The sequence below is a fragment of the Nonomuraea sp. NPDC004186 genome (assembly GCF_053603495.1).
The window spans coordinates 14,579-33,095 of the sequence record NZ_JBSGFQ010000007.1 but is presented as its reverse complement, the minus strand read 5'-3'; the positions used below and the strand labels follow the sequence as shown (position 1 = coordinate 33,095).

At 72.0% G+C, this 18,517-nt stretch carries 14 protein-coding genes; 10 read left to right on the top strand and 4 right to left on the bottom strand.

Going from position 1 to position 18,517, the window contains the following annotated elements:
- Nucleotides 1-3: 3 nt before the first annotated feature.
- Nucleotides 4-1,866, bottom strand: a complete 1,863-nt coding sequence (locus ACWEPL_RS07615; protein ID WP_452435512.1) for a hypothetical protein — start codon at nucleotides 1,864-1,866, stop codon at nucleotides 4-6.
- Nucleotides 1,867-2,020: 154 nt separating this feature from the next.
- Here ACWEPL_RS07615 and ACWEPL_RS07610 point away from each other — a divergent pair, with 154 nt between their 5' ends.
- From ACWEPL_RS07610 to ACWEPL_RS07590, 5 genes are all read left to right on the top strand, one after another.
- Nucleotides 2,021-3,613 carry a hypothetical protein gene (locus ACWEPL_RS07610; protein ID WP_452435511.1) on the top strand — a complete coding sequence of 531 codons (1,593 nt, stop codon included), beginning with the start codon at nucleotides 2,021-2,023 and terminating at the stop codon, nucleotides 3,611-3,613.
- A gap of 103 nt (nucleotides 3,614-3,716) precedes the next feature.
- Nucleotides 3,717-3,851, top strand: a complete 135-nt coding sequence (locus tag ACWEPL_RS07605; protein WP_318787313.1) for a hypothetical protein — start codon at nucleotides 3,717-3,719, stop codon at nucleotides 3,849-3,851.
- Nucleotides 3,852-3,859: 8 nt separating this feature from the next.
- The gene (locus ACWEPL_RS07600; RefSeq protein WP_363962543.1) at nucleotides 3,860-4,657 is read left to right on the top strand and encodes a glycosyltransferase; all 798 of its coding nucleotides are present in this window, start codon (nucleotides 3,860-3,862) and stop codon (nucleotides 4,655-4,657) included.
- Complete coding sequence (locus ACWEPL_RS07595) at nucleotides 4,654-5,784, top strand: glycosyltransferase family 4 protein (RefSeq protein ID WP_452435510.1); 1,131 nt, start codon at nucleotides 4,654-4,656, stop codon at nucleotides 5,782-5,784. The genes ACWEPL_RS07600 and ACWEPL_RS07595 overlap by 4 nt, the downstream gene beginning before the upstream one ends.
- Entirely contained in the window at nucleotides 5,781-9,836 is a 4,056-nt protein-coding gene (locus tag ACWEPL_RS07590; RefSeq protein WP_452435509.1) for an alpha-(1->3)-arabinofuranosyltransferase domain-containing protein, read from the top strand. Before ACWEPL_RS07595 ends, ACWEPL_RS07590 begins: the two co-directional genes overlap by 4 nt.
- Here the strand turns inward: ACWEPL_RS07590 and ACWEPL_RS07585 are convergent.
- Both ACWEPL_RS07585 and ACWEPL_RS07580 read right to left on the bottom strand, forming a co-directional pair.
- The gene (locus ACWEPL_RS07585; protein WP_452435508.1) at nucleotides 9,763-10,932 is read right to left on the bottom strand and encodes an acyltransferase family protein; all 1,170 of its coding nucleotides are present in this window, start codon (nucleotides 10,930-10,932) and stop codon (nucleotides 9,763-9,765) included. The two genes, ACWEPL_RS07590 and ACWEPL_RS07585, sit on opposite strands and share 74 nt — an antisense overlap.
- The gene (locus tag ACWEPL_RS07580) at nucleotides 10,929-11,648 is read right to left on the bottom strand and encodes a class I SAM-dependent methyltransferase (RefSeq protein ID WP_363962547.1); all 720 of its coding nucleotides are present in this window, start codon (nucleotides 11,646-11,648) and stop codon (nucleotides 10,929-10,931) included. Before ACWEPL_RS07580 ends, ACWEPL_RS07585 begins: the two co-directional genes overlap by 4 nt.
- 302 nt (nucleotides 11,649-11,950) lie before the next feature.
- Here ACWEPL_RS07580 and ACWEPL_RS07575 point away from each other — a divergent pair, with 302 nt between their 5' ends.
- Nucleotides 11,951-12,892 carry a DUF3068 domain-containing protein gene (locus ACWEPL_RS07575; protein WP_363962548.1) on the top strand — a complete coding sequence of 314 codons (942 nt, stop codon included), beginning with the start codon at nucleotides 11,951-11,953 and terminating at the stop codon, nucleotides 12,890-12,892.
- Nucleotides 12,893-13,016: 124 nt separating this feature from the next.
- On the top strand, nucleotides 13,017-14,123 hold the full coding sequence (locus tag ACWEPL_RS07570; protein ID WP_350728481.1) for an NAD(P)H-dependent flavin oxidoreductase: 1,107 nt from the start codon (nucleotides 13,017-13,019) through the stop codon (nucleotides 14,121-14,123).
- Here ACWEPL_RS07570 and ACWEPL_RS07565 read toward each other — a convergent pair.
- Nucleotides 14,120-14,929, bottom strand: coding sequence for a crotonase/enoyl-CoA hydratase family protein (locus ACWEPL_RS07565; RefSeq protein ID WP_364244029.1), 810 nt, complete (start codon nucleotides 14,927-14,929; stop codon nucleotides 14,120-14,122). The genes ACWEPL_RS07570 and ACWEPL_RS07565 overlap by 4 nt on opposite strands.
- A 119-nt stretch (nucleotides 14,930-15,048) precedes the next feature.
- On the opposite strand from ACWEPL_RS07565, the gene ACWEPL_RS07560 reads away from it, so the two are divergent.
- From ACWEPL_RS07560 to ACWEPL_RS07550, 3 genes are read left to right on the top strand one after another with little or no spacing between them, the layout of a single operon-like run.
- A complete protein-coding gene (locus ACWEPL_RS07560; RefSeq protein WP_452435507.1) occupies nucleotides 15,049-16,611 on the top strand; it encodes an acyl-CoA synthetase in 1,563 nt (520 codons plus the stop codon).
- Nucleotides 16,601-17,500, top strand: a complete 900-nt coding sequence (locus tag ACWEPL_RS07555) for a Zn-ribbon domain-containing OB-fold protein (RefSeq protein WP_363962552.1) — start codon at nucleotides 16,601-16,603, stop codon at nucleotides 17,498-17,500. The genes ACWEPL_RS07560 and ACWEPL_RS07555 overlap by 11 nt, the downstream gene beginning before the upstream one ends.
- Nucleotides 17,497-18,516, top strand: a complete 1,020-nt coding sequence (locus ACWEPL_RS07550) for a thiolase domain-containing protein (RefSeq protein WP_452435506.1) — start codon at nucleotides 17,497-17,499, stop codon at nucleotides 18,514-18,516. The genes ACWEPL_RS07555 and ACWEPL_RS07550 overlap by 4 nt, the downstream gene beginning before the upstream one ends.
- Nucleotide 18,517: the final 1 nt, after the last annotated feature.

The window sequence follows — 18,517 nt, the reverse complement described above, 5'->3', positions numbered from 1 at the left end:
GCGTCATCCCCCCACGGGCTGCGGGGGGACGGCGGTGGCGTTCACGGCCGGTCTGGGGATGCCGACCCTGATCTCGCCGACGCAGGCGGACCGGCCGTCCAGGGTGCGCAGGACCAGGTCGGTCCCGCCGCCCTCGACGGCCGCGTACGTCGAGCCCAGGTCCTTGCCCGCGGGCACCCGCGTCTCGGCCCCGCCGAGCCGCACGGACAGCGTGGTCTCCACCGGGTTCAGGTAGCCGATCTGGGCCGTCCACGTGCCCTTGGGCAGGGACAGGGGAAGGCGGAAGCGGACCCCCGCGGGGCCCACCCGCGTGCAGGGGGACCGCCCGGGGACGACGGCGCCCTCGATGGACACCGGGCGCAGGCGGCCCTGGTCGTCGAACATGAGCGGGCCGCTGACCGGCCCGTTCAGCCGGCCGGTCCAGGTGACGGGGTGCGCGGCGATGGGGCCGAGCACCTTGGACGTCAGCGCGTACCGGTAGAAGAACGTGGCCACGACCACCTTCGGCGGCACGTACGCGTCCACGATGACGGCGCCGGGCGGCGTGCGCTTGAGCGCCACCCGTGCCGTCTCCACGTAGCTCTTGACGTGCTGCCCGAGGGGCAGGTGCCCGTAGGCCGTCACCGACCAGATCGAGCCCGCCGCGACGGCGGCGGCCAGCGGCACCCACACCAGCCTCAGCCGGGGCGCGGGGCGGAGCCAGGGTCGCTCCTCGTCCCGCAGCGGGATGAACGCCAGGCCGATCACCAGGGCCAGCACCATGGACGTGGAGGAGACGTAGCGCAGCTCGTACCCGCCCAGGTCGGGGCCGAGCTGCTCGATGCGTCCGATCAGCACCGGCACCACGTCGGCGAGCAGCACGTAGCCGAGCAGGACCAGCCAGGCCAGCCAGGCGCGCCTGCGGTAGCGGATCGACACCGCCACGGCCACGACGGCCAGCCCGAGCGCGGCCCAGGCGAGAGCGGGCGGCGTGGCGGCGATGGCGTAGTCGTCCCCGATGGGCAGCCACTTCCACGGCCCGCCGAACGTGCCGGGCACCAGCGAGCCCCACAGCAGCGTCCAGGCGAACCTGGCCGCGACCGACAGGCTCGGCAGGCTCGGCTGCACGGTGTCGTCCGTGAGCTGCACGGAGGTGAAGAGCTGCCGGAAGAAGATCACCGCGTAGACCGCGACCACCCCGGCGTACAGCACCCAGGCCGGCCACTGCCGGGGCCGGCGCAGCCACCCCACGCTCAGCGCGAGCGCGAGCACCAGGATGAACGGCGCCTTCACGAAGAAGGCCATGCCGGCCGCCGTCCACGCCGCGGCGGCCAGCGCGTGCCCGAAGCGGCCGGTCCGCGCATAGTGGATGTGCGAGCTCAGCGCCATCGGCAGCGCGATCTGGAACGGCAGCGTCTCGATCAGCACCGCCCACCACGACAGCGACGAGATCGTCATCGGGGTCAGCAGGTAGAACGCGAGCGGCACCAGGATGGCCGGGCGCGGCCCGAACAGCAGCCGCAGCAGCCGCAGCAGCGCCAGCCCCGCGGCGCCGAGCAACGTCATCGCCACGGCGTGGGCCAGCACGTCGTTGTAGACCCCCAGCCGGCCCAGCGCCCACTGGATCGCGAACGGCCCGGGCACGAGGTGGCCGTAGTCCACCCGCATGAGGTAGTCCCAGGTCAGGCCGTGCTCCAGGCCGCGGGCGATGAAGGTGAAGTCGTCCTGCCTGAAGTAGGAGCGCCGTACCAGGTCGAACTTCCAGACCAGCTGGACGGCCACCATGACCAGCCCGGCGGCCAGCACGGCGTCGCCGCGCGTCCACGGGCGACCTTCGGCGCCACGCGTCCGCGGGCGGCTCTCGGCCGTCGTCTCGCTCGTCGTCACCGGTCCCTCTGGCCCCGTCGCTCGCGTGGATCGGTCCCGCGCCGCTCCCCTGCGCGGCGTCGTGTCACCGAGAGAGCACCTGGATCTGCGGAAAGACTAACAATCGGGGGACATGCCGGGAATGTCTGTGGCTGGGTTGTGATGTCATAGCGGGATGCCGCAGACCAGGAGGGCCGGAGCAGCCTGCGCGCTGCTCGGACTCGTCCTGGGTGCTCTCGCGCTGGGGCCCGGGCTGGGGTGGGGCTTCGTCCTCGTCCAGGACATGGTGTTCGTGCCGGAGCCGCGTTTCTCGCGCTTCACCTTCGGGCTGGCCGGCGGGGCGCCGCGGGTCGTGCCGAGCGACGCCGTCGTGACCGCGGTGGCCTCGGTGGTTCCCGCGGAGCTGGTGCAGAAGGCGGTCCTGCTGGGGGTGTTCGCGCTGGGCTGCGCGGGGGCGGGGCTGCTGGTCCCGTCGGCCGTGCTGGGGCCCCGGCTGGTCGCGGGGGCGTTCTACGTCTGGAACCCGTACGTCGCCGAGCGGCTGCTGATGGGGCAGTGGGCGCTGCTCCTGGGGTACGCCGGGCTGCCGTGGGTGGTGCGGGCGGCGTGCGAGCGCCGCCGCATGGCCGTGGCGATGCTGCCGGCCGCGGTGGGCGGGTTCGCCGCGATGGCCGTCACCGCGATCACCGTCATCCCGTCGGCCTGGTACGCCCGGAGCGCGACCGCCGAGCACAGACGCCGGGTGGCGGACACCGTGCCGGCGGCGAGCCTCGTCCTGGCGTTCAGCCTGCCCTGGCTGGTGCCCGCGCTGGCCCGGCCGGAGGCGCTGAACGGGGACGGCGTGGGCGTGGACGCGTTCGCCGCCCGGGCGGACGGCCCCTTCGGCGCGGTGGTGAGCCTGCTGTCGCTCGGCGGGATCTGGAACGCCGGCGCGGTGCCCGCCGGGTACGACGCACCGGTCGCCGCCCTGGCCAGGCTCGTGCTGGTGCTCGCCGGGATCGCGGCTGTGGCGCGCGCCCGGGACCTGCCCGGCCGGGCGGGGCTCGCCGTGGCGTCGGCCGCCGGGTTCGCGATCGCCTGCCTCGGCGTCACCGCCGCCGGCCGGGCGGCGCTCAGGTGGCTGGTGGAGCTGTGGGGCGGGTTCGGGGTGCTGCGTGACGCGCAGCAGTTCCTGGCGCCGCTCGCGCTGCTGGCCGCCGTGGGGCTCGGCCTGCTCGCCGCGCGGGCCGCCGCCGAGGGCGGGCGCCTGGTGCCGTACGGGGTGTCGCTCCTGGTGCTGGCGCCGGTGGCGGTGCTGCCGACGCTGGCCTGGGGGGCGTTCGGCCGGCTGGAGGCGGTGGAGTATCCGCGCGGCTGGTACGAGGCCAGGGCGGCGATCCTGGCGGACGGGGCGCCGGGGGACGTCCTGGTGCTACCGTTCGAGTCTTATCGCCGGTTCCCCTGGAACGGCGGGCGGGCGGTGCTCGACCCGGCCCAGCGCTTCTTCGCCGCGCCGGGGCGCGACGTGGTGGCCGACGACTCGGTGCGGGTGGGCAGCATGGTCGTCGCGGCCGAGGACCGCCGGGTGCGCGAGGTGGAACGCGTACTAGATGGATCTTCGCCAGACCTGGCCGCAGCGGGCTTCCGGTACGTCGTGGTGGACGCGGGGACGGCCGAGGAGCGTGCCAGGTTCGCCCGGTGGACCGAGGGGGCCACCCTGGTCATCGATCGGCCTGAGCTGCGGTTGTACAGAATTCAAGCGCCTACCGGGAACGATCACCCTACTTGATCGGCGACTTTGTGAAAATTCAGTCTAGCTACTAGCGAGTAAGGAGAATTGGTTCTAAGTTGGGTGCGCCCGGGTCATTGCCGCCTCAAAGGAGGAATTCCCGGTGATAAAGATCCTCTTAGCAGCGATCATTGGCGTCGCCCTGGCCGCACTGGTGGCGACCGTCACGACCGTGTCACTCACCGGTGCCACGGCGACACCGGTCAACCGGCCGCTCTACAACTACGGCGACCGGTAACACGGGCCATGCCGCCCTCCCGTCAAGGGAACGAGAGGACGAGCCGACCGACACTGCTTGAGATCATCGTTCCCGCGTACAACGAGGAACGGCGACTTCCTGGGGGGCTCCTGCAGCTGTGCGCGAAGCTTGCCCGCCTTCCGTTCCCGACAGCCGTCATCGTCGTGGACAACGCCAGCACCGACCGCACCGCGGAGATCGTCAGTACGTGGCCGCAGGAGCCGGTCCCCGTACGCCTCGCGCAGTGCCCCACGCCCGGCAAGGGCGCGGCGGTGCGCGCCGGGCTGCTGGAGACCACCGCGCCCTTCGTCGGTTTCTGTGACGCCGACATGGCCACCGACCTGCGGGCCGTCGAGCGCGCCTTCGGGCTGCTGCTCTCCGGCGAGCGCATCGTCATCGGCTCGCGCGCGCATCCCCTGGCCGAGGTGGAGCACCGGCACAGCCCGATCCGCGAGCTGGGCGCGTTCGGATTCCGAGCGCTGGCCAGAGTGCTGGTGCCCGGGGTGAGCGACACGCAGTGCGGGTTCAAGTTCTTCGACGGGCTGCTCGCCCGCGAGATGGCGGCCCGGCTGCGGACCGACGGCTTCGCCTTCGACGTCGAGCTGCTCGCGCGCTGCGTCGCGGACGGCGCCTCGGTCCTGGAGATCCCGGTGACGTGGCATGACATGCCGGGCTCGCGGTTCTCCCCGGCCCGGCACAGCCTGGGCATAGTGCTGGAGCTCTGCCGGATCTGGGCGCGGCTGCGCGCGGAGTCGCGCGGCGCGCTCAGGGTGAAGCAACCGCTGGACTCCCTCGGATATCCGTGAACATCGCCATCGTCAACTGGCGCGACCCGTGGCATCCGGCCGCGGGGGGCGCCGAGGTCTACGCCTGGGAGCTGGCCCGGCGCTTCGCGGCCGACGGGGACCGGGTGTGGTTCGTCACGGCCCGCGCCCCCGGGCAGGCCCGCGAGGAGACCGTCGAAGGGGTGCGGCTGGTCCGCATGGGCGGGCCGTTCACGGTCTACCCCCTGGTGCTGCTCTGGATGTCGGTCCGGCGCAACCGCTTCGACGTGGTCCTCGACTGCCAGAACGGCATCCCGTTCTTCACGCCGCTGGTCGTGGGGCGGCGTACCAGGGTGTTGTGCGTGGTGCACCACGTGCACGACCGGCAGTTCGACGTGCACCTGCCGTGGTGGCTGGCCGCGCTCGGCCGGTTCCTGGAGGGGCCGGTGTCGCGGTGGGCGTACCGGGGGCGCGAGTGCGTGGCCGTCTCGCCGTCGACCGTGCGCGCCATGCGGGAGCGGCTCGGCTGGCGCGGGCCCATCCACCTGGTCCCGAACGGGGTGCCCGGCCGGCTGAGCGCGCCGCGCGCGGGCGCCGCGCGGAGCCGGCGGCCGCGGCTCGTGTGCGTCGGCAGGCTCGTCGCGCACAAGCGGGTGGAGCTGCTGCTGGAGGCCGTGCCCGAGCTCAGGAAGCGCTGGCCGGACCTGGTCGTGGACGTCGTCGGCAGAGGGCCGGAGGAGGCGCGGCTGCGCGCCGCGGCGCCCGAGGGCGTCGTCCTGCACGGCTATCTGACCGAGGAGGAGAAGGAGCGGCTGGTGTCCGCAGCCTGGCTGCAGGTCAACACCTCTCAAGGCGAGGGATGGGGGCTGTGCGTGCTGGAGGCGGCCGCGTTGGGGGTGCCGACGGTGGCGTACGACGTGGACGGGCTGCGGGACGCAGTGCGGCCCGGCGAGACCGGCTGGCTGCTGCCCGAGGGCGGGGACCTGGCCAAGGGCATCACCGCGGCCCTCGACGAGCTCACAGTGGCCTCCGACACCTATAGCGCGAAATGTCGGGAATGGGCGGCTCAGTTCTCCTGGGACCGCAGCGCCGAGCGGCTCTCCGCCCTCGTCCGCCGTCCCCCCGGCGCTCCCGCCACCCCTGTCGTCCTTGAGTGGGAGGAACGGTGACCGAGCGGGCCAGGCATCGGCTCTGGCTGGCGATCTGCTGCCTCGGCTTCGCCGTGCTGTCGTTCACCACCAAGCCCGGCAGCATCATCTCCGACACCAAGCTCGACCTCGCGCTCAACCCGATCGGCTGGCTGGAGCGCGTCGCCCACCTGTGGGACCTCCAGCACTTCGGGCAGCTCCAGAACCAGGCCGCCGGCTACGTGTTCCCGATGGGGCCGTTCTTCGCGCTCGGCGAGCTGGCCGGGCTGGACGCCTGGGTGACCCAGCGGCTCTGGCTGACGGCGCTGCTCTGCCTGGCGTTCCTGGGCGTGGAGCGGCTGGCCAGGCAGCTCGGCATCGGCGGGCCCGGCACCGCGATCGCCGCCGCGCTGGCGTACGCGCTGGCACCGCGCACGCTGTCGATCCTCGGCGAGATCTCGATCGAGTGGCTGCCCGCGGCGATGCTGCCGTGGATCCTGATCCCGCTGCTCACCGCCGTGGAGACGGGCCAGCGCGCCCGCGGCGCGATCAGGTCCGGGCTGGCCGTGGCGCTGTGCGGCGGCGTGAACGCGGTGGCGGTGCTGGCCGTGCTGGTCGCCCCCGTCGTCTACATCCTCACCCGGCCGCGCCCGGTGCCCCGCTGGCGGCTGCTCGCCTGGTGGACCGGCACCGTGTCGGTGGCCACGCTGTTCTGGTGGCTGCCGCTGCTCCTGGTGGGCCGCTACGCGTTCTCCTTCCTGCCGTACACCGAGACCGCCTCCACCACCACGCAGGTCACCTCGCTGACGAACGTGCTGCGCGGCGCCTCCGACTGGGTGCGCTACCTGACCGTCAACGGCGTCGCCACGCAGCCGCCCGGGTACGAGATCGCCACCGCGGCCGCCATGGTCTTGGTCACCGGCCTGCTCGCCGCGCTCGGCCTGGCCGGGCTGGCCCGGCGCGACCTGCCCGCCAAGGGGTTCGTCGTCACCCTCTTCCTGATCGGCACGGCGGCGCTGGTCGCCGGGCACATGAGCGCGCTGGAGCCGGTCGTCGCCGAGCCCGTGCGCTGGCTGCTCGACGGGCCGCTCGCGCCGCTGCGCAACCTGCGCAAGTTCGACCCCCTCGTCCGGCTGCCGCTGGCGCTCGGCCTGGCCCACCTGCTGGCCCACGTGACGGCCCGGGCGCGGCTGCCGATCCGGTCGGTGGCCGTGGCGACCCTCGCCGCGCTGGTGCTGCCGGTCTTCAACCAGGGCCTGGCCCCGCCCGGCGAGTTCAAGGAGGTGCCGCTCTACTGGCGGCAGGCCGCGACGTGGCTCAACCAGAACGCCGGTGACGACGGGGTGCTCGTCGTGCCCGGCTCCAAGTTCGGCGAGTACCTGTGGGGCCGGCCCATGGACGACCCCCTGCAGCCGCTGTCCGCCGTCCGCTGGACCGCCCGGCAGGTCACGGCGGCCGGCTCCGTGGGCATGACCAGGCTGCTCGACGCCATCGACCAGCGGCTCACCGCGGGCCACGGCTCGGCGGGGCTGACCGAGGTGCTGCGCAGGATGGGCGTGCACTACCTGCTCGTCAGGAACGACCTGATGCGGGCCAACCTGCAGGGAGCCTGGCCGTCACGCGTCTACGAGGCGCTGCGCGAGTCGCCCGGCATCACCAAGGTCACCTCGTTCGGCGGCGAGGTGGGCGACACCGGCACCGACGACGCCATCGAGTCGGTGGACTGGCCCTTCCCGGCTCTGGAGCTGTACAAGGTGTCGGAGAGCACCGACATGGTCAGCGTGGAGCCCGCCGCGGACGCGCTGGAGGTGCGCGGCGGCCCGGACTCGCTGCTGACGATGGGCGACCTCGGCCTGCTCGGCGAGGGCCCGGCGCTGGTGAACGGTGACGGGGCCGACTCCGGCCTGCCCACCGTGGTCAGCGACGGGCTGCGGCTGCGCGAGCGGCAGTTCGGCGAGATCAGGTCCAACTGGTCGCCCACCCTGACCGCGGACCGGCGCGACGACTTCACCGGCGTCAAGGAGCTCGACCTGCTGGAGGACGGCTGGCTGGAGGAGACGGCCACCGCCGAGTACGACGGCATCGCCGACGTCACGGCCTCCTCCTCGGTCGCCGACGCCGACGCCGTGCCCGGCCTCAGCACCCCCGGCCGCGGCCCCTGGGCCGCGCTGGACGGCGACCTGGACACCGGCTGGGAGAGCGGCGGCTGGAAGCGACCGGAGAACGAATGGCTCCGGATCGACCTCCGCCAGCCCCGGGAGATCCCCCGGCTGCGGGTGACCTTCACCAACAACCTGCTGATCAGCCAGTCGGTCAGGAAGGTGGCCGTGGAGACCGAGAGCGGTCGGCTGGTGCAGGACGTGGCCAGGACCAACGACGCTCAAACGCTCCGCGTCCCCGCCGGGCCGACGGGCTGGGTGCGGATCAGGGTGCTGGGCACGTACAACGCGGAGTGGAGCTTCGTGCAGCGGGTCGGCATCACCGAGGTCGCGATCCCCGGGGTCCTGCCCGGCCGCACCGTCAGGATGCCGGGCCGGGACGGGGACGTCTTCGTCATGGACCGCGGGCTGGACGAGCGGCCGCGCTGCATGCGCAACTGGGCCCGCTGGGTGTGCAACCCGCTGCTGGTCAGGTCGGGGGAGGAGGGTGCCGGGTTCGACCGGACGTTCACCTCGGACTCCGGCCGGAAGACCACCCTGCGGGGCTCGGCGGTGCTGCGGGACGTCGCGCTCGTCGACCGGTTCACCCGGCTGAGCGGCGACCTGACCACGGTGAGCGGTTCGTCGGCGATGAGCAAGGACGCGGTGGTCGCGCCGAGGTCGGCGTTCGACGCCGACTCCGCCACCACGTGGGTGCCCTCGCCGGAGGACGCCGAGCCGACGCTCACGCTGGGCTGGAAGGGCCGGCGGACCGTCTCGCAGATCCAGGTCGCCCGCCCCGGCGGCGACCGGCAGGCGCTCGACGTGGTCGTGACCGGTGCCAGGGGCGAGGTCCGCGGCGGCCGGGTGGACGCCGGCGGGACGCTGCGGTTCAAGCCGCTCACCACGACGCGGCTGAAGCTGCGCTTCTACCCGGCCTCGCGCCGGCTCCAGGTCACCGAGCTGGTGATCCCCGGCGTCAGCCCGGCGAGCCGGCCGGCCGGGCCGCAGTTCCGGCTGGCCTGCGGGCTGGGCCCGACCCTCCAGGTGAACGGCGCGGCCGTGAAGACCAAGGTCACCGGCGTCTATGCCGACCTGCTGGAGGGGCGGCCCGTGCAGATCACCGCGTGCGGCCAGGTCACGCTGCGGGCGGGGGACAACCGGGTGCGGGCGGCCGGCTGGGAGCCGTTCGCGGTGGAGAACCTCGCGATCGGCGCGTTCCCGCCCCGGCGCAAGGCCGTGGAGAGCTCCGCCGCCCGCGGTGCCTGGTCCTCCGTCGAGCGCGAGGTACGGGTGAGCGCGCCGGAGGACTCCTTCCTCGTGGTCAACGAGAACTTCAACGCCGGCTGGCGGGCCGAACTGGACGGCCGGCAACTGCGCCCGATCCGGATCGACGGGTGGAAGCAGGGCTGGCAGCTCCCCGCGGGCACCGCGGGTACGGTGCGGCTGACGTACGAGCCCGACCAGCCCTACCGGCTCGCGCTCGGGCTGGGCCTGGCCGGGATCGCGCTGCTCGCGCTCCTCTCCCTGGTGATGCACGGACCCCGCCCCGAGCACGTCAAGGAGACCGCCGCCGCGGCGGAGTCGCGGCTGTCGCGCTGGCGCGTGCCCTACGTCGTGGTGCTGGGCCTGGCGTTCGGCGGCTGGGTGGCGAACTGGCCCGGCATGCTCGTGGCGCTCGCCGCCGTCGTGGCCACCCTCTGGCTGCGGGTACGCCGGCCGCACACGCACTGGGCGACGGCGGGCCTGTTCGGCGCGGCGACGGTGGCGCTGGCCGCCGGGGTGTTCCTGCGCAACCGGGGCGTCGACGTCGATCCGCTGCTCGACCAGGTGCCGCAGCTCCTGTCGTGCGCGGCGGTGGGGTCGCTGTTCGGCCAGCTCGTCACGGCGCCGGAGCCGACACCGGAGCCTGAGGTTCCGGCCGAGCAGGAGGTGCTGACCGCCACCGGCGGCTGAGCCGCAGCGCGTTCTCCTCGACGAGGTGGTAGCTCACGGCGCTCACCAGCAGCGAGCCGACGAGCGTGGGCACCGCCACGCCCACGAAGTCGCCGCTGAACACCGGGCGGCCGGTGAGCTTGTAGAAGAGCGTGATCACCGGCGCGTGCCACAGGAAGAAGCTGTACGAGATGCGCCCCAGATAGGCGGTCACCGGGTTGCCCAGCACCCGGTGCGGCAGCGTGTCGCGCCGGGAGGCCAGCGCGAACGGGGCCACCAGCAGCACCGCCACCGCCGTCTCCAGGACCATCCGCCACAGCGACTGCGACAGGCTGGGCAGCGTGAGGGTGCGCGGCCCGGCCAGCTCCGTGCTCAGCACCGCGAACGCCAGCAGCGCCAGCACCAGGAGCTGCGGCGCCAGCGCGTCCACCACCTCGCGCCGCTTGATCCACACCGACATCACGGCCATCGCCATGCCGGCGGCGAAGAAGATCAGGTGGTTCGGCAGCCACAGCGCCAGCTCCGGCTGGTCGAGCACGTGCGAGACGACCACGCCGGCCAGCGAGATCACCGGGAGCGCCGCGATGCCGCCGAGCAGCCGGAGAGGCCGGTTGCCGCCGCGCGCCCACCGGTGCAGGAGCCAGGCGAGCACCGGCAGGACCAGGTAGAAGGCCATCTCGATGGGCATCGTCCACATCTGGTAGAGCCCGTCGGGCGCCCGCCCCTGCTCGAAGTAGTTCTGCAGCAGGAACAGCCACTTGAGCCAGCCCGTCCAGTCGAGCTGCCCCCAGGCCCAGAGCGCCACCGCGGTGACCAGCCAGTAGGCGGGCAGCACGCGCATCGCCCGCCGCCACAGGTAGCGGCCCACCCGCGGCGACGGCGCGTCCTCCAGCACGGCACGGGCCCACGGCCGGTAGAGCAGCAGCCCGGACAGCAGGAAGAAGATCGGCACGGCGATGCCGAGCCGGGACGTCATCCAGGCGAACATGCCCTCCTGGTAGATCATCCCGGTGTTGCCGCCCACGTGCAGGACCCAGACGCCGAGCGCGGCCAGGGCCCGGATGCCGTCGAGCGCGGCGTCCCGCCCGGTGGCGGGGCCCTCTGCGGCGGCCGTCACCCGAGTTTCCTGAGCACCAGGACGAGGTTCCACGTGACGAACTCCCGGACGACGGGGACCTTGACCAGCGGACGGCACCACCACGGCAGGTAGCGCGGGAAGGCGTCGACCAGCTCGACGTCCCGCGCGGACCGCGCCCAGCGCAGGCCGTGCGCGACGGAGACGGGGAAGAGCGAGCGCCCGTAGCGGTTCTTGGGCTGCCTGCCGTGCACCCGCGCGTACCGGCGGGCGGCGTGCTCGCCGCCCAGATAGTGCCAGGGCGAGGTCTCGTGCCCGCCCCATGGGGAGAGCCAGTTCGTGTACGCGAGGAAGATCACCCCGCCCTCGCGGGTGACCCGGGCCATCTCGGCCGCCATCCGCCACGGGTCCGGAACGTGCTCCAGCACGTTGGACGAGAAGCACACGTCGACCGACCCGTCGGCGAGCGGCAGCTCCAGGGCGCTGCCCAGCACGCCGGAGCCCGGTGCACCCTGGCCGGTCAGCTCTCCCGCGTCGACGTCCACGCACACGCACCGGGCGCCGGCCCGCCTGAAGGCGTCGGCGAAGTATCCGGGGCCGCCACCCACGTCGAGCACGGTGGCGCCGGCCAGGGACACGCGGTCCGAGAGCTGGGCGGCGGTGTCGGTGGCGAGGGTGGTGTAGTACGCGTCCGGCTTGGCCTGTTCTGTCCTGAACGCGCGGAACAGCCGGATGGACCTGGCCAGATCGGCACGCATGCCCACGACTCCGTCCCGTCGAGAAGACACCCAGAATAGAACGCGTTTCGATGCCTGGGTACAGGCAATCGCCGGGGGCGTCAAGAGAGCGGTCGTCGGACAGGGTATGTTCGGTGCGCCGACGGTCCTTCGTAGAACATGTTCCGATTTGTTACTCGGATGTGGCTGTGAAGACGTCTCGCCGGATGCTACTTTCCAGTAACGATCATGTTACGTACATCACACGCGCGACTTGAAGTCCGGGGGGCGGGGCGCTGAGTATGTAACCGGTTCTCGCACCTTCGACGCCAGGAGGATCTTGAATGCAGCGCACACCTGTACTCGTTCTCGTCGCCGTTGGTGCGTTTCTGGTGGTCCTCGCAGGAATGGTGAAATTCTGGGCGGCGGACCGGGTCATCTCCGCGCCGGCGGGCCAGTACAGCACCGTCGAGCTCGAGGCCCCGTCGTCCCAGTACTTCTCCGTCGCCGACGGGAAGGTGCTGACCGCGAACCTCAAGATGCTGGTCACCACCCGCGGCGACGTCTCTCAGGCCACCGACTCCCGCGTCGTCTGGGACGAGTTCACCGTGGTGGACGACGTCACCAACAACAAGCCGCAGATCAACATCTCCGAGCGGCGCAGCGCCTTCGACCGGCACACCGGCGTGGGCGTCAACTGCTGCGGGGTGAGCGTCAACAAGGAGCCCGTGACCCTGGAGGGGCAGATCTACCTGTTCCCCTTCGGCGTGGAGAAGAAGACCTACAAGTACTTCAACCAGACGGCCAAGCACGCCTTCGACGCGACGTTCGCCGGCGAGGACACCGTGGACGGGCTGCCCGTCTACAAGTTCCAGCTGAAGGTGCCGCCGACCAAGATCGCGACGTTGAGCGCCCCCGCCTCGATGATGGGGATGACGGGGACCGGTGACGTCCAGGTCGACCGCTGGTACGAGGGCGTGGACACGTACTGGGTGGAGCCCACCAGCGGCGCGCCGGTCAAGCAGGAAGTGAGCAGGAACGAGACGCTCAAGAGCCAGGACGGGGTCGAGCGGGCCAAGGCCCTGGTCGCCACCGCCTCCTTCACTCCGAAGACCATCTCCAACCTGGTGGCCACGGCCAGGGACGCCAAGAACCAGATCACCCTGGTGAAGACCACGATCCCCATCGCGCTGCTGGCGTCGGGCCTGCTCGCGTTCGGCGCCGCGCTGGTGGTCGCCCGCCGCCGCACGCCGCGCGCCGTCGTCAAGGAGCCGGTCGACGCGTAACTGCTGGAACAGGTTGCAGTTCGGCCCGGCTTGCGCGAGCAGCCGGGCCGAACTCGTGACTAGAGCAAAGGTTCTAGGATAGAACGCGTTGCAGTTCGCTGGTTTCGCGGCTTATGGTCGGCTCATGCGGACACGTGTCACGGACATGTTCGGAATCGAGCTCCCGATCTTCGCCTTCAGCCACTGCAGGGACGTGGTCGCGGCCGTGAGCCGCGCCGGCGGCATGGGTGTGCTCGGTGCGCTCTACTTCACCCCCGAGGAGCTCGAGACCGAGCTCAAGTGGATCGACGACCACGTGGACGGCAAGCCGTACGGCGTGGACGTCGTCATGCCCGCCTCCTACGAGGGCGCCGACTTCGCGCCCGAGGAGCTGGTGGGCCGCCTGCAGTCGATGATCCCCGACGGCCACCGGGGGTTCGTCGAGAACCTCCTGGCCAAGCACGGGGTCCCGCCGCTGTCGTCGGACGCGGACCCCGGCAAGGTGCTGCTCGGCTGGACGGACGCCACCGCGCGCCCCCAGGTCGAGGTCGCCCTGCGGCACCCCATCGCGCTGCTGGCCAACGCGCTCGGCCCGCCTCCCGCCGACGTGGTGGACCTCGCCCACGAGCACGGGGTCAAGGTCGCCGCCCTGGCCTCCACGCCCCGGCACGCGCTCAAGCAGGTGGAGGTCGGCGTGGACGTCGTGGTCGCCCAGGGCACCGAGGCCGGCGGCCACACGGGCGAGATCTCCACCATGGTGCTGATCCCGCAGGTGGTGGACGCGGTGGACGTGCCCGTCCTGGCCGCCGGCGGCATCGGCAACGGCCGCCAGATGGCGGCGGGGATGGCGCTGGGCGCCGAGGGCGTCTGGACCGGCTCGCTCTGGCTCACGGTCGAGGAGGCCGACACCCCGGAGATGGCCAAGCGCCGCATCCTGGAGGCCACCTCCCGCGACACCGTCCGCTCGCGCAGCTGGACCGGCAAGCCCGCGCGGCTGCTCAAGAACGCCTGGACGGAGGCGTGGGAGTCGGAGGAGTCGCCCGGCACGCTGCCGATGCCCCTGCAGTTCATGCTGGTGTCGGACGCCCTGCGGCGCATCGGCCGCTCCGACGTGTCGGACCTGGCCACCTTCCCGGCCGGCCAGGTCATCGGCATCACCAACCAGGTCCGCTCGACCAAGGACGTCATGTTCGGCCTGGTGGAGGAGTACGGTGAGGCGCTCGAACGCCTGGAGCGCCTCACCGGCGACTAACGCGCGTGGTAGGTCGGGGGGCGCTTCTCGCGGAAGGCCCGGGTGCCTTCCTTGGCGTCCTCCGACCCGATCACCGGCCAGCCGATCTCGTCCGACACCTTCAGCGCCTCCGGCTCCGGCATGCCCAGGGTGTCCCGGTACGTACGCAGGATCGCCTGCACGGAGAGCGGCCCCGAGGAGACGACGTCCTCGGCCAGTTCCCGGGCCGAGGCCAGCGCCTGGCCGTCGGGCACCACGCGGTTGACCAGCCCCATGGACAGCGCCTCCGCCGCCGTGATCGGGCGGCCGGTCAGGAGGAGGTCCATGGCGTGGCAGTACGGGATCTGCCGGGGCAGGCGTACGGCGCTGCCGCCCATGGGGAAGAGCGCCCGCTTGGCCTCGAACAGCCCCAGCGTGGACGACTCCGCCACCACCCGCAGGTCCGTCCCCACCAGCAGCTCCGTGCCGCCCGCCACCGCGTAGCCCTCGACCGCGCTGATGATCGGCTTGGTGGGCAGCTCCTCCCTGAGCAGGCCCTTCCAGTGGAAGTTGGGGATCTGCGCGGCCCTGGCCTGGACCTCCGGGTCCGTGGACGGCTGCCCCATGGCCTTGAGGTCGGCCCCGGCGCAGAACGTGCCCTCCGCGCCCGTCAGGATCGCCACCCTGATCCCGGCCTCGGCCGACGCGTAAGCCCATGCCGAGGCCAGGCCGATCAGCATGTCCGAGGAGAGCGCGTTGCGCGCCTCCGGCCGGTTCATGGTGACGATCAGGACATGGCCGTCTCGTTCGATCCGGCAGTGGGGAGTGCTGATCGGCAGGAGCTCCACGTACGCCTCCGAAGTGTCTAATCAAGCGCTTGCTACGAACTTCGGCCCCAGGATACGCTCCCAGCAGCAAACGAGAACAGGTTCCTGTTTTGCTCGCGCCACGACTCCTGGGAGTTCAGATGGGCACGCTCGGTTTCTGGAGGCTCGCGCAGGCGGATCCCGAGTGGATCGCGGCCGTGGACCCCGACGGCACGGAGCATCGCGCGGGCGATCTGCTCGCCCGGGCCAACCGCCTCGTCCACGGCTTACGCGGGCTCGGGCTCCAGCCCGGCGACGGCATCTGCGGCCTGGTGCCGAACGGTGCCGACGGGCTCGTGCTCTATCTCGCCGCCATGCAGGCCGGCTGGTACTACACCCCGGTCAACTGGCATCTGACCGGCCCCGAGATCGCGTACATCGTCTCCGACAGCGAGGCCAAGGCGTTCTTCGTGCACCCCCGCTACATCGAGGAGGGCGCCAGGGCGGCCGAGGCCATCGAGCCGCACCGCCGCTTCCTCGTCGGGGAGGGCCCCGTAGAAGGCGGGGCCGATGGCTTCCGCCAGGTGGGCGAGCTGACCGACGGCCAACCGGACACCGCCCCCGAGGGCCGCACCGCGGGCGCCACCATGCACTACACCTCGGGCACGACCGGCAAGCCCAAAGGGGTCAAGCGCCGGCTGAACGGCCTCGATCCGGACGACTCCGCCGAGCTCATGACGTTCCTGCTCGGACTGTTCGGCATCACCCCGGGCCGCCCCAACGCCCACCTGGTCACCTCCCCGAACTACCACACCGCGGTCACCCAGTTCGGCGGCACCGCGCTGCACATGGGACACACCCTCGTCTACATGGACAAGTGGGACGCCGAAGAGCTGCTCCGGCTCTGCGAGCGCCACGGCGTCACGAACTCCCACCTCGTCCCGACCCACTTCAAGCGGCTGCTCGCGCTGCCGGAGGAGACCCGGACCAGGTACGACCTGTCCTCGCTCAAGTGGATGATCCACGCCGCCGCCCCCTGTCCGGTCCCGGTCAAGTGGGCGATGCTCGAGTGGTGGGGCGACTGCGTGTACGAGTACTACGCGGCCACCGAGGGCGGCGGCACCCTGGCCACGCCCGAGGACTGGAAGGCGCATCCGGGCACGGTCGGCAACGCCTGGCCCATCAGCGAGCTGCTGATCGCCGACGATCAGGGCGAGCCCGTGCCGACCGGCACCGCCGGGACGATCTACATGAAGATGATGGGTGTCCCGTTCGAGTACAAGGGCGACCCCGCCAAGACCGCCGCGAACCGGCTCAAGGAGTACTTCACCGTCGGGGACATCGGATACCTGGACGAGGACGGCTTCCTCTTCCTCTGCGACCGCAAGGCCGACATGATCATCTCCGGCGGGGCGAACATCTACCCCGCCGAGATCGAGAACGAGCTCATGATCCACCCGAAGGTGGCGGACGTGGCCGTGTTCGGCATCCCGGACGAGGAGTGGGGCGAGCAGATCAAGGCCGTGGTCGAGCCCGCGCCGGGCGTCGAGCCCGGCCCCGAGCTGGCCCGCGAGCTGCTGGCCTCGCTGGAGGGCCGCCTGTCCAGGATGAAGTGGCCCAAGAGCGTCGACTTCATCGCCGAGATGCCCCGAGAGCCCAACGGCAAGCTGCTCAAACGCAAGCTCCGCGCCCCGTACTGGGAGGGACGAGACCGTGCCATCTGATCCGCTGGTCGCCCAGCACGTCCTGGAGTTCCCGGGCGGCTACACGAGAACCACAGGCCCCGTGATCGGCCGATTCCTGAGCGAGTTGCGCGGCCGGCGCATCGTCGGGGTGCGGACGAACGAGGGCAAGGTGCTCGTGCCGCCCCTGGAGTACGACCCCGCGACCGGCGAGCCGGTGACCGCCGAGTACGTCGAGGTCGGTCCGGCCGGCACGGTCACCACCTGGGCGTGGGTGGACGAGCCGCTCGAAGGCCACCCGCTCGACCGCCCCTTCGCCTGGGCGCTGATCAAGCTGGACGGCGCCGACACCGCGCTGCTCCACGCCGTGGACGCGGGCAACGCCAAGGCGCTGGCCGCAGGAGCACGCGTCTGGCCGGTCTGGAGCGACCGGCCCACCGGCCACATCCGCGACATCTCCCATTTCGCCCCCGAGGTCACGAAGATCGTCTCCAACGTGCGCGCCGAGTACCGCCTCCAGGCGGGCGGCGCGCTCCGCGTCTTCCTGGAGGGCGTCCGGCGCGGCGTCTTCCTCGGCGGGCGGTGCGAGACCTGCGACAAGGTGTACGTGCCCTACCGCCAGTCCTGCCCCGAATGCGGAAGCGGCATCGCGGAGACGCTCGAAGTGCCCGACACCGGCACGATCACCACGTTCGCCATCAACAACCTGCCCGATCCCCGGGCCCCGCAGGTGCCGTTCGTGTCGGCGTACATCCTGCTCGACAACGCCGATATCCCCATGATCGCGCTCATCGGGGACGTACCCGCTCACGAGGTGCGCCAGGGCATGCGGGTCAGGGCGGTCTGGGTGCCGGAGAGCGAGCGTACGGCGTCAATGTCGAACATCCGCTGGTTCGCCCCCACCGGCGAGCCCGACGTGGAGCTGTCATGAGAGATGTCGCGATCGTCGCGTTCGCCCAGACCCGGCATACCGACCACGACGCCGGGCAGACCGAGCCCGAGCTGATCCTGCCCGTGATCGACGAGGTCAAGGAGCGCACCGGGCTCAAGAGGTTCGGCTTCACCTGCTCCGGCAGCTGCGACTACCTCGCGGGCGCCCCGTTCTCGTTCGTGTCGGCCCTCGACGCGCTGGGCGCCTGGCCGCCCATCTCGGAGAGCCACGTGGAGATGGACGGCGCCTGGGCCCTGTACGAGGCGTGGGTCCGGCTCCAGCACGGCGACATCGACTCGGCCCTGGTCTACGGGTTCGGCAAGTCGTCGCTCGGCGACCTGAACACGATCATGACGGTCCAGCTCGACCCCTACTACCTGGCGCCGCTCGGCCTCGACCTGCTCTCCTACGCCGCGCTCCAGGCCGGCGCGGTCGGCGCGGACCGCAAGGAGCTCGACGAGATCGTCCGCAGGAGCCGGGCGGACGGGCGGGCCAACCCGTACGCGCTCGACCTGCCCGATCCGGACGGCGAGGACTTCGCGGTGCAACCGCTCAAGAAGACGGACGTGCCGCCCATCACGGACGGCGCGGCGGCGATCGTGCTCGCGGCCGGTGACCTGGCCGGGGAGCTGTGCCCGAACCCGGCCTACATCAGGGGCATCGCCCACCGCATCGAGCCCCACTACCTGGGCATGCGCGATCTCTCCGCGTCGGCCTCCGCGGCCGACGCCGCACGGGCTGCCGGGGTCGGCAAGGGGCCCGTCGAGGTGGCCGAGTTGCACGCCCAGTTCCCGCACGAGGAGATCATCCTGCGTCGGGCGCTGGAGCTGCCCGGCGAAACGGTGATCAACCCGTCCGGCGGCCCGCTGGCCGCCAACCCCGTCATGGCCACAGGCCTCATCCGCATCGGCGAGGCCGCGCGGCGCATCCTCGACGGCGACGCGAGCCGCACCGTCGGGCACGCCGCGGGCGGGCCCTGCCTGCAGCACAACCTCGTCACCGTTTTGGAGGCGTGAC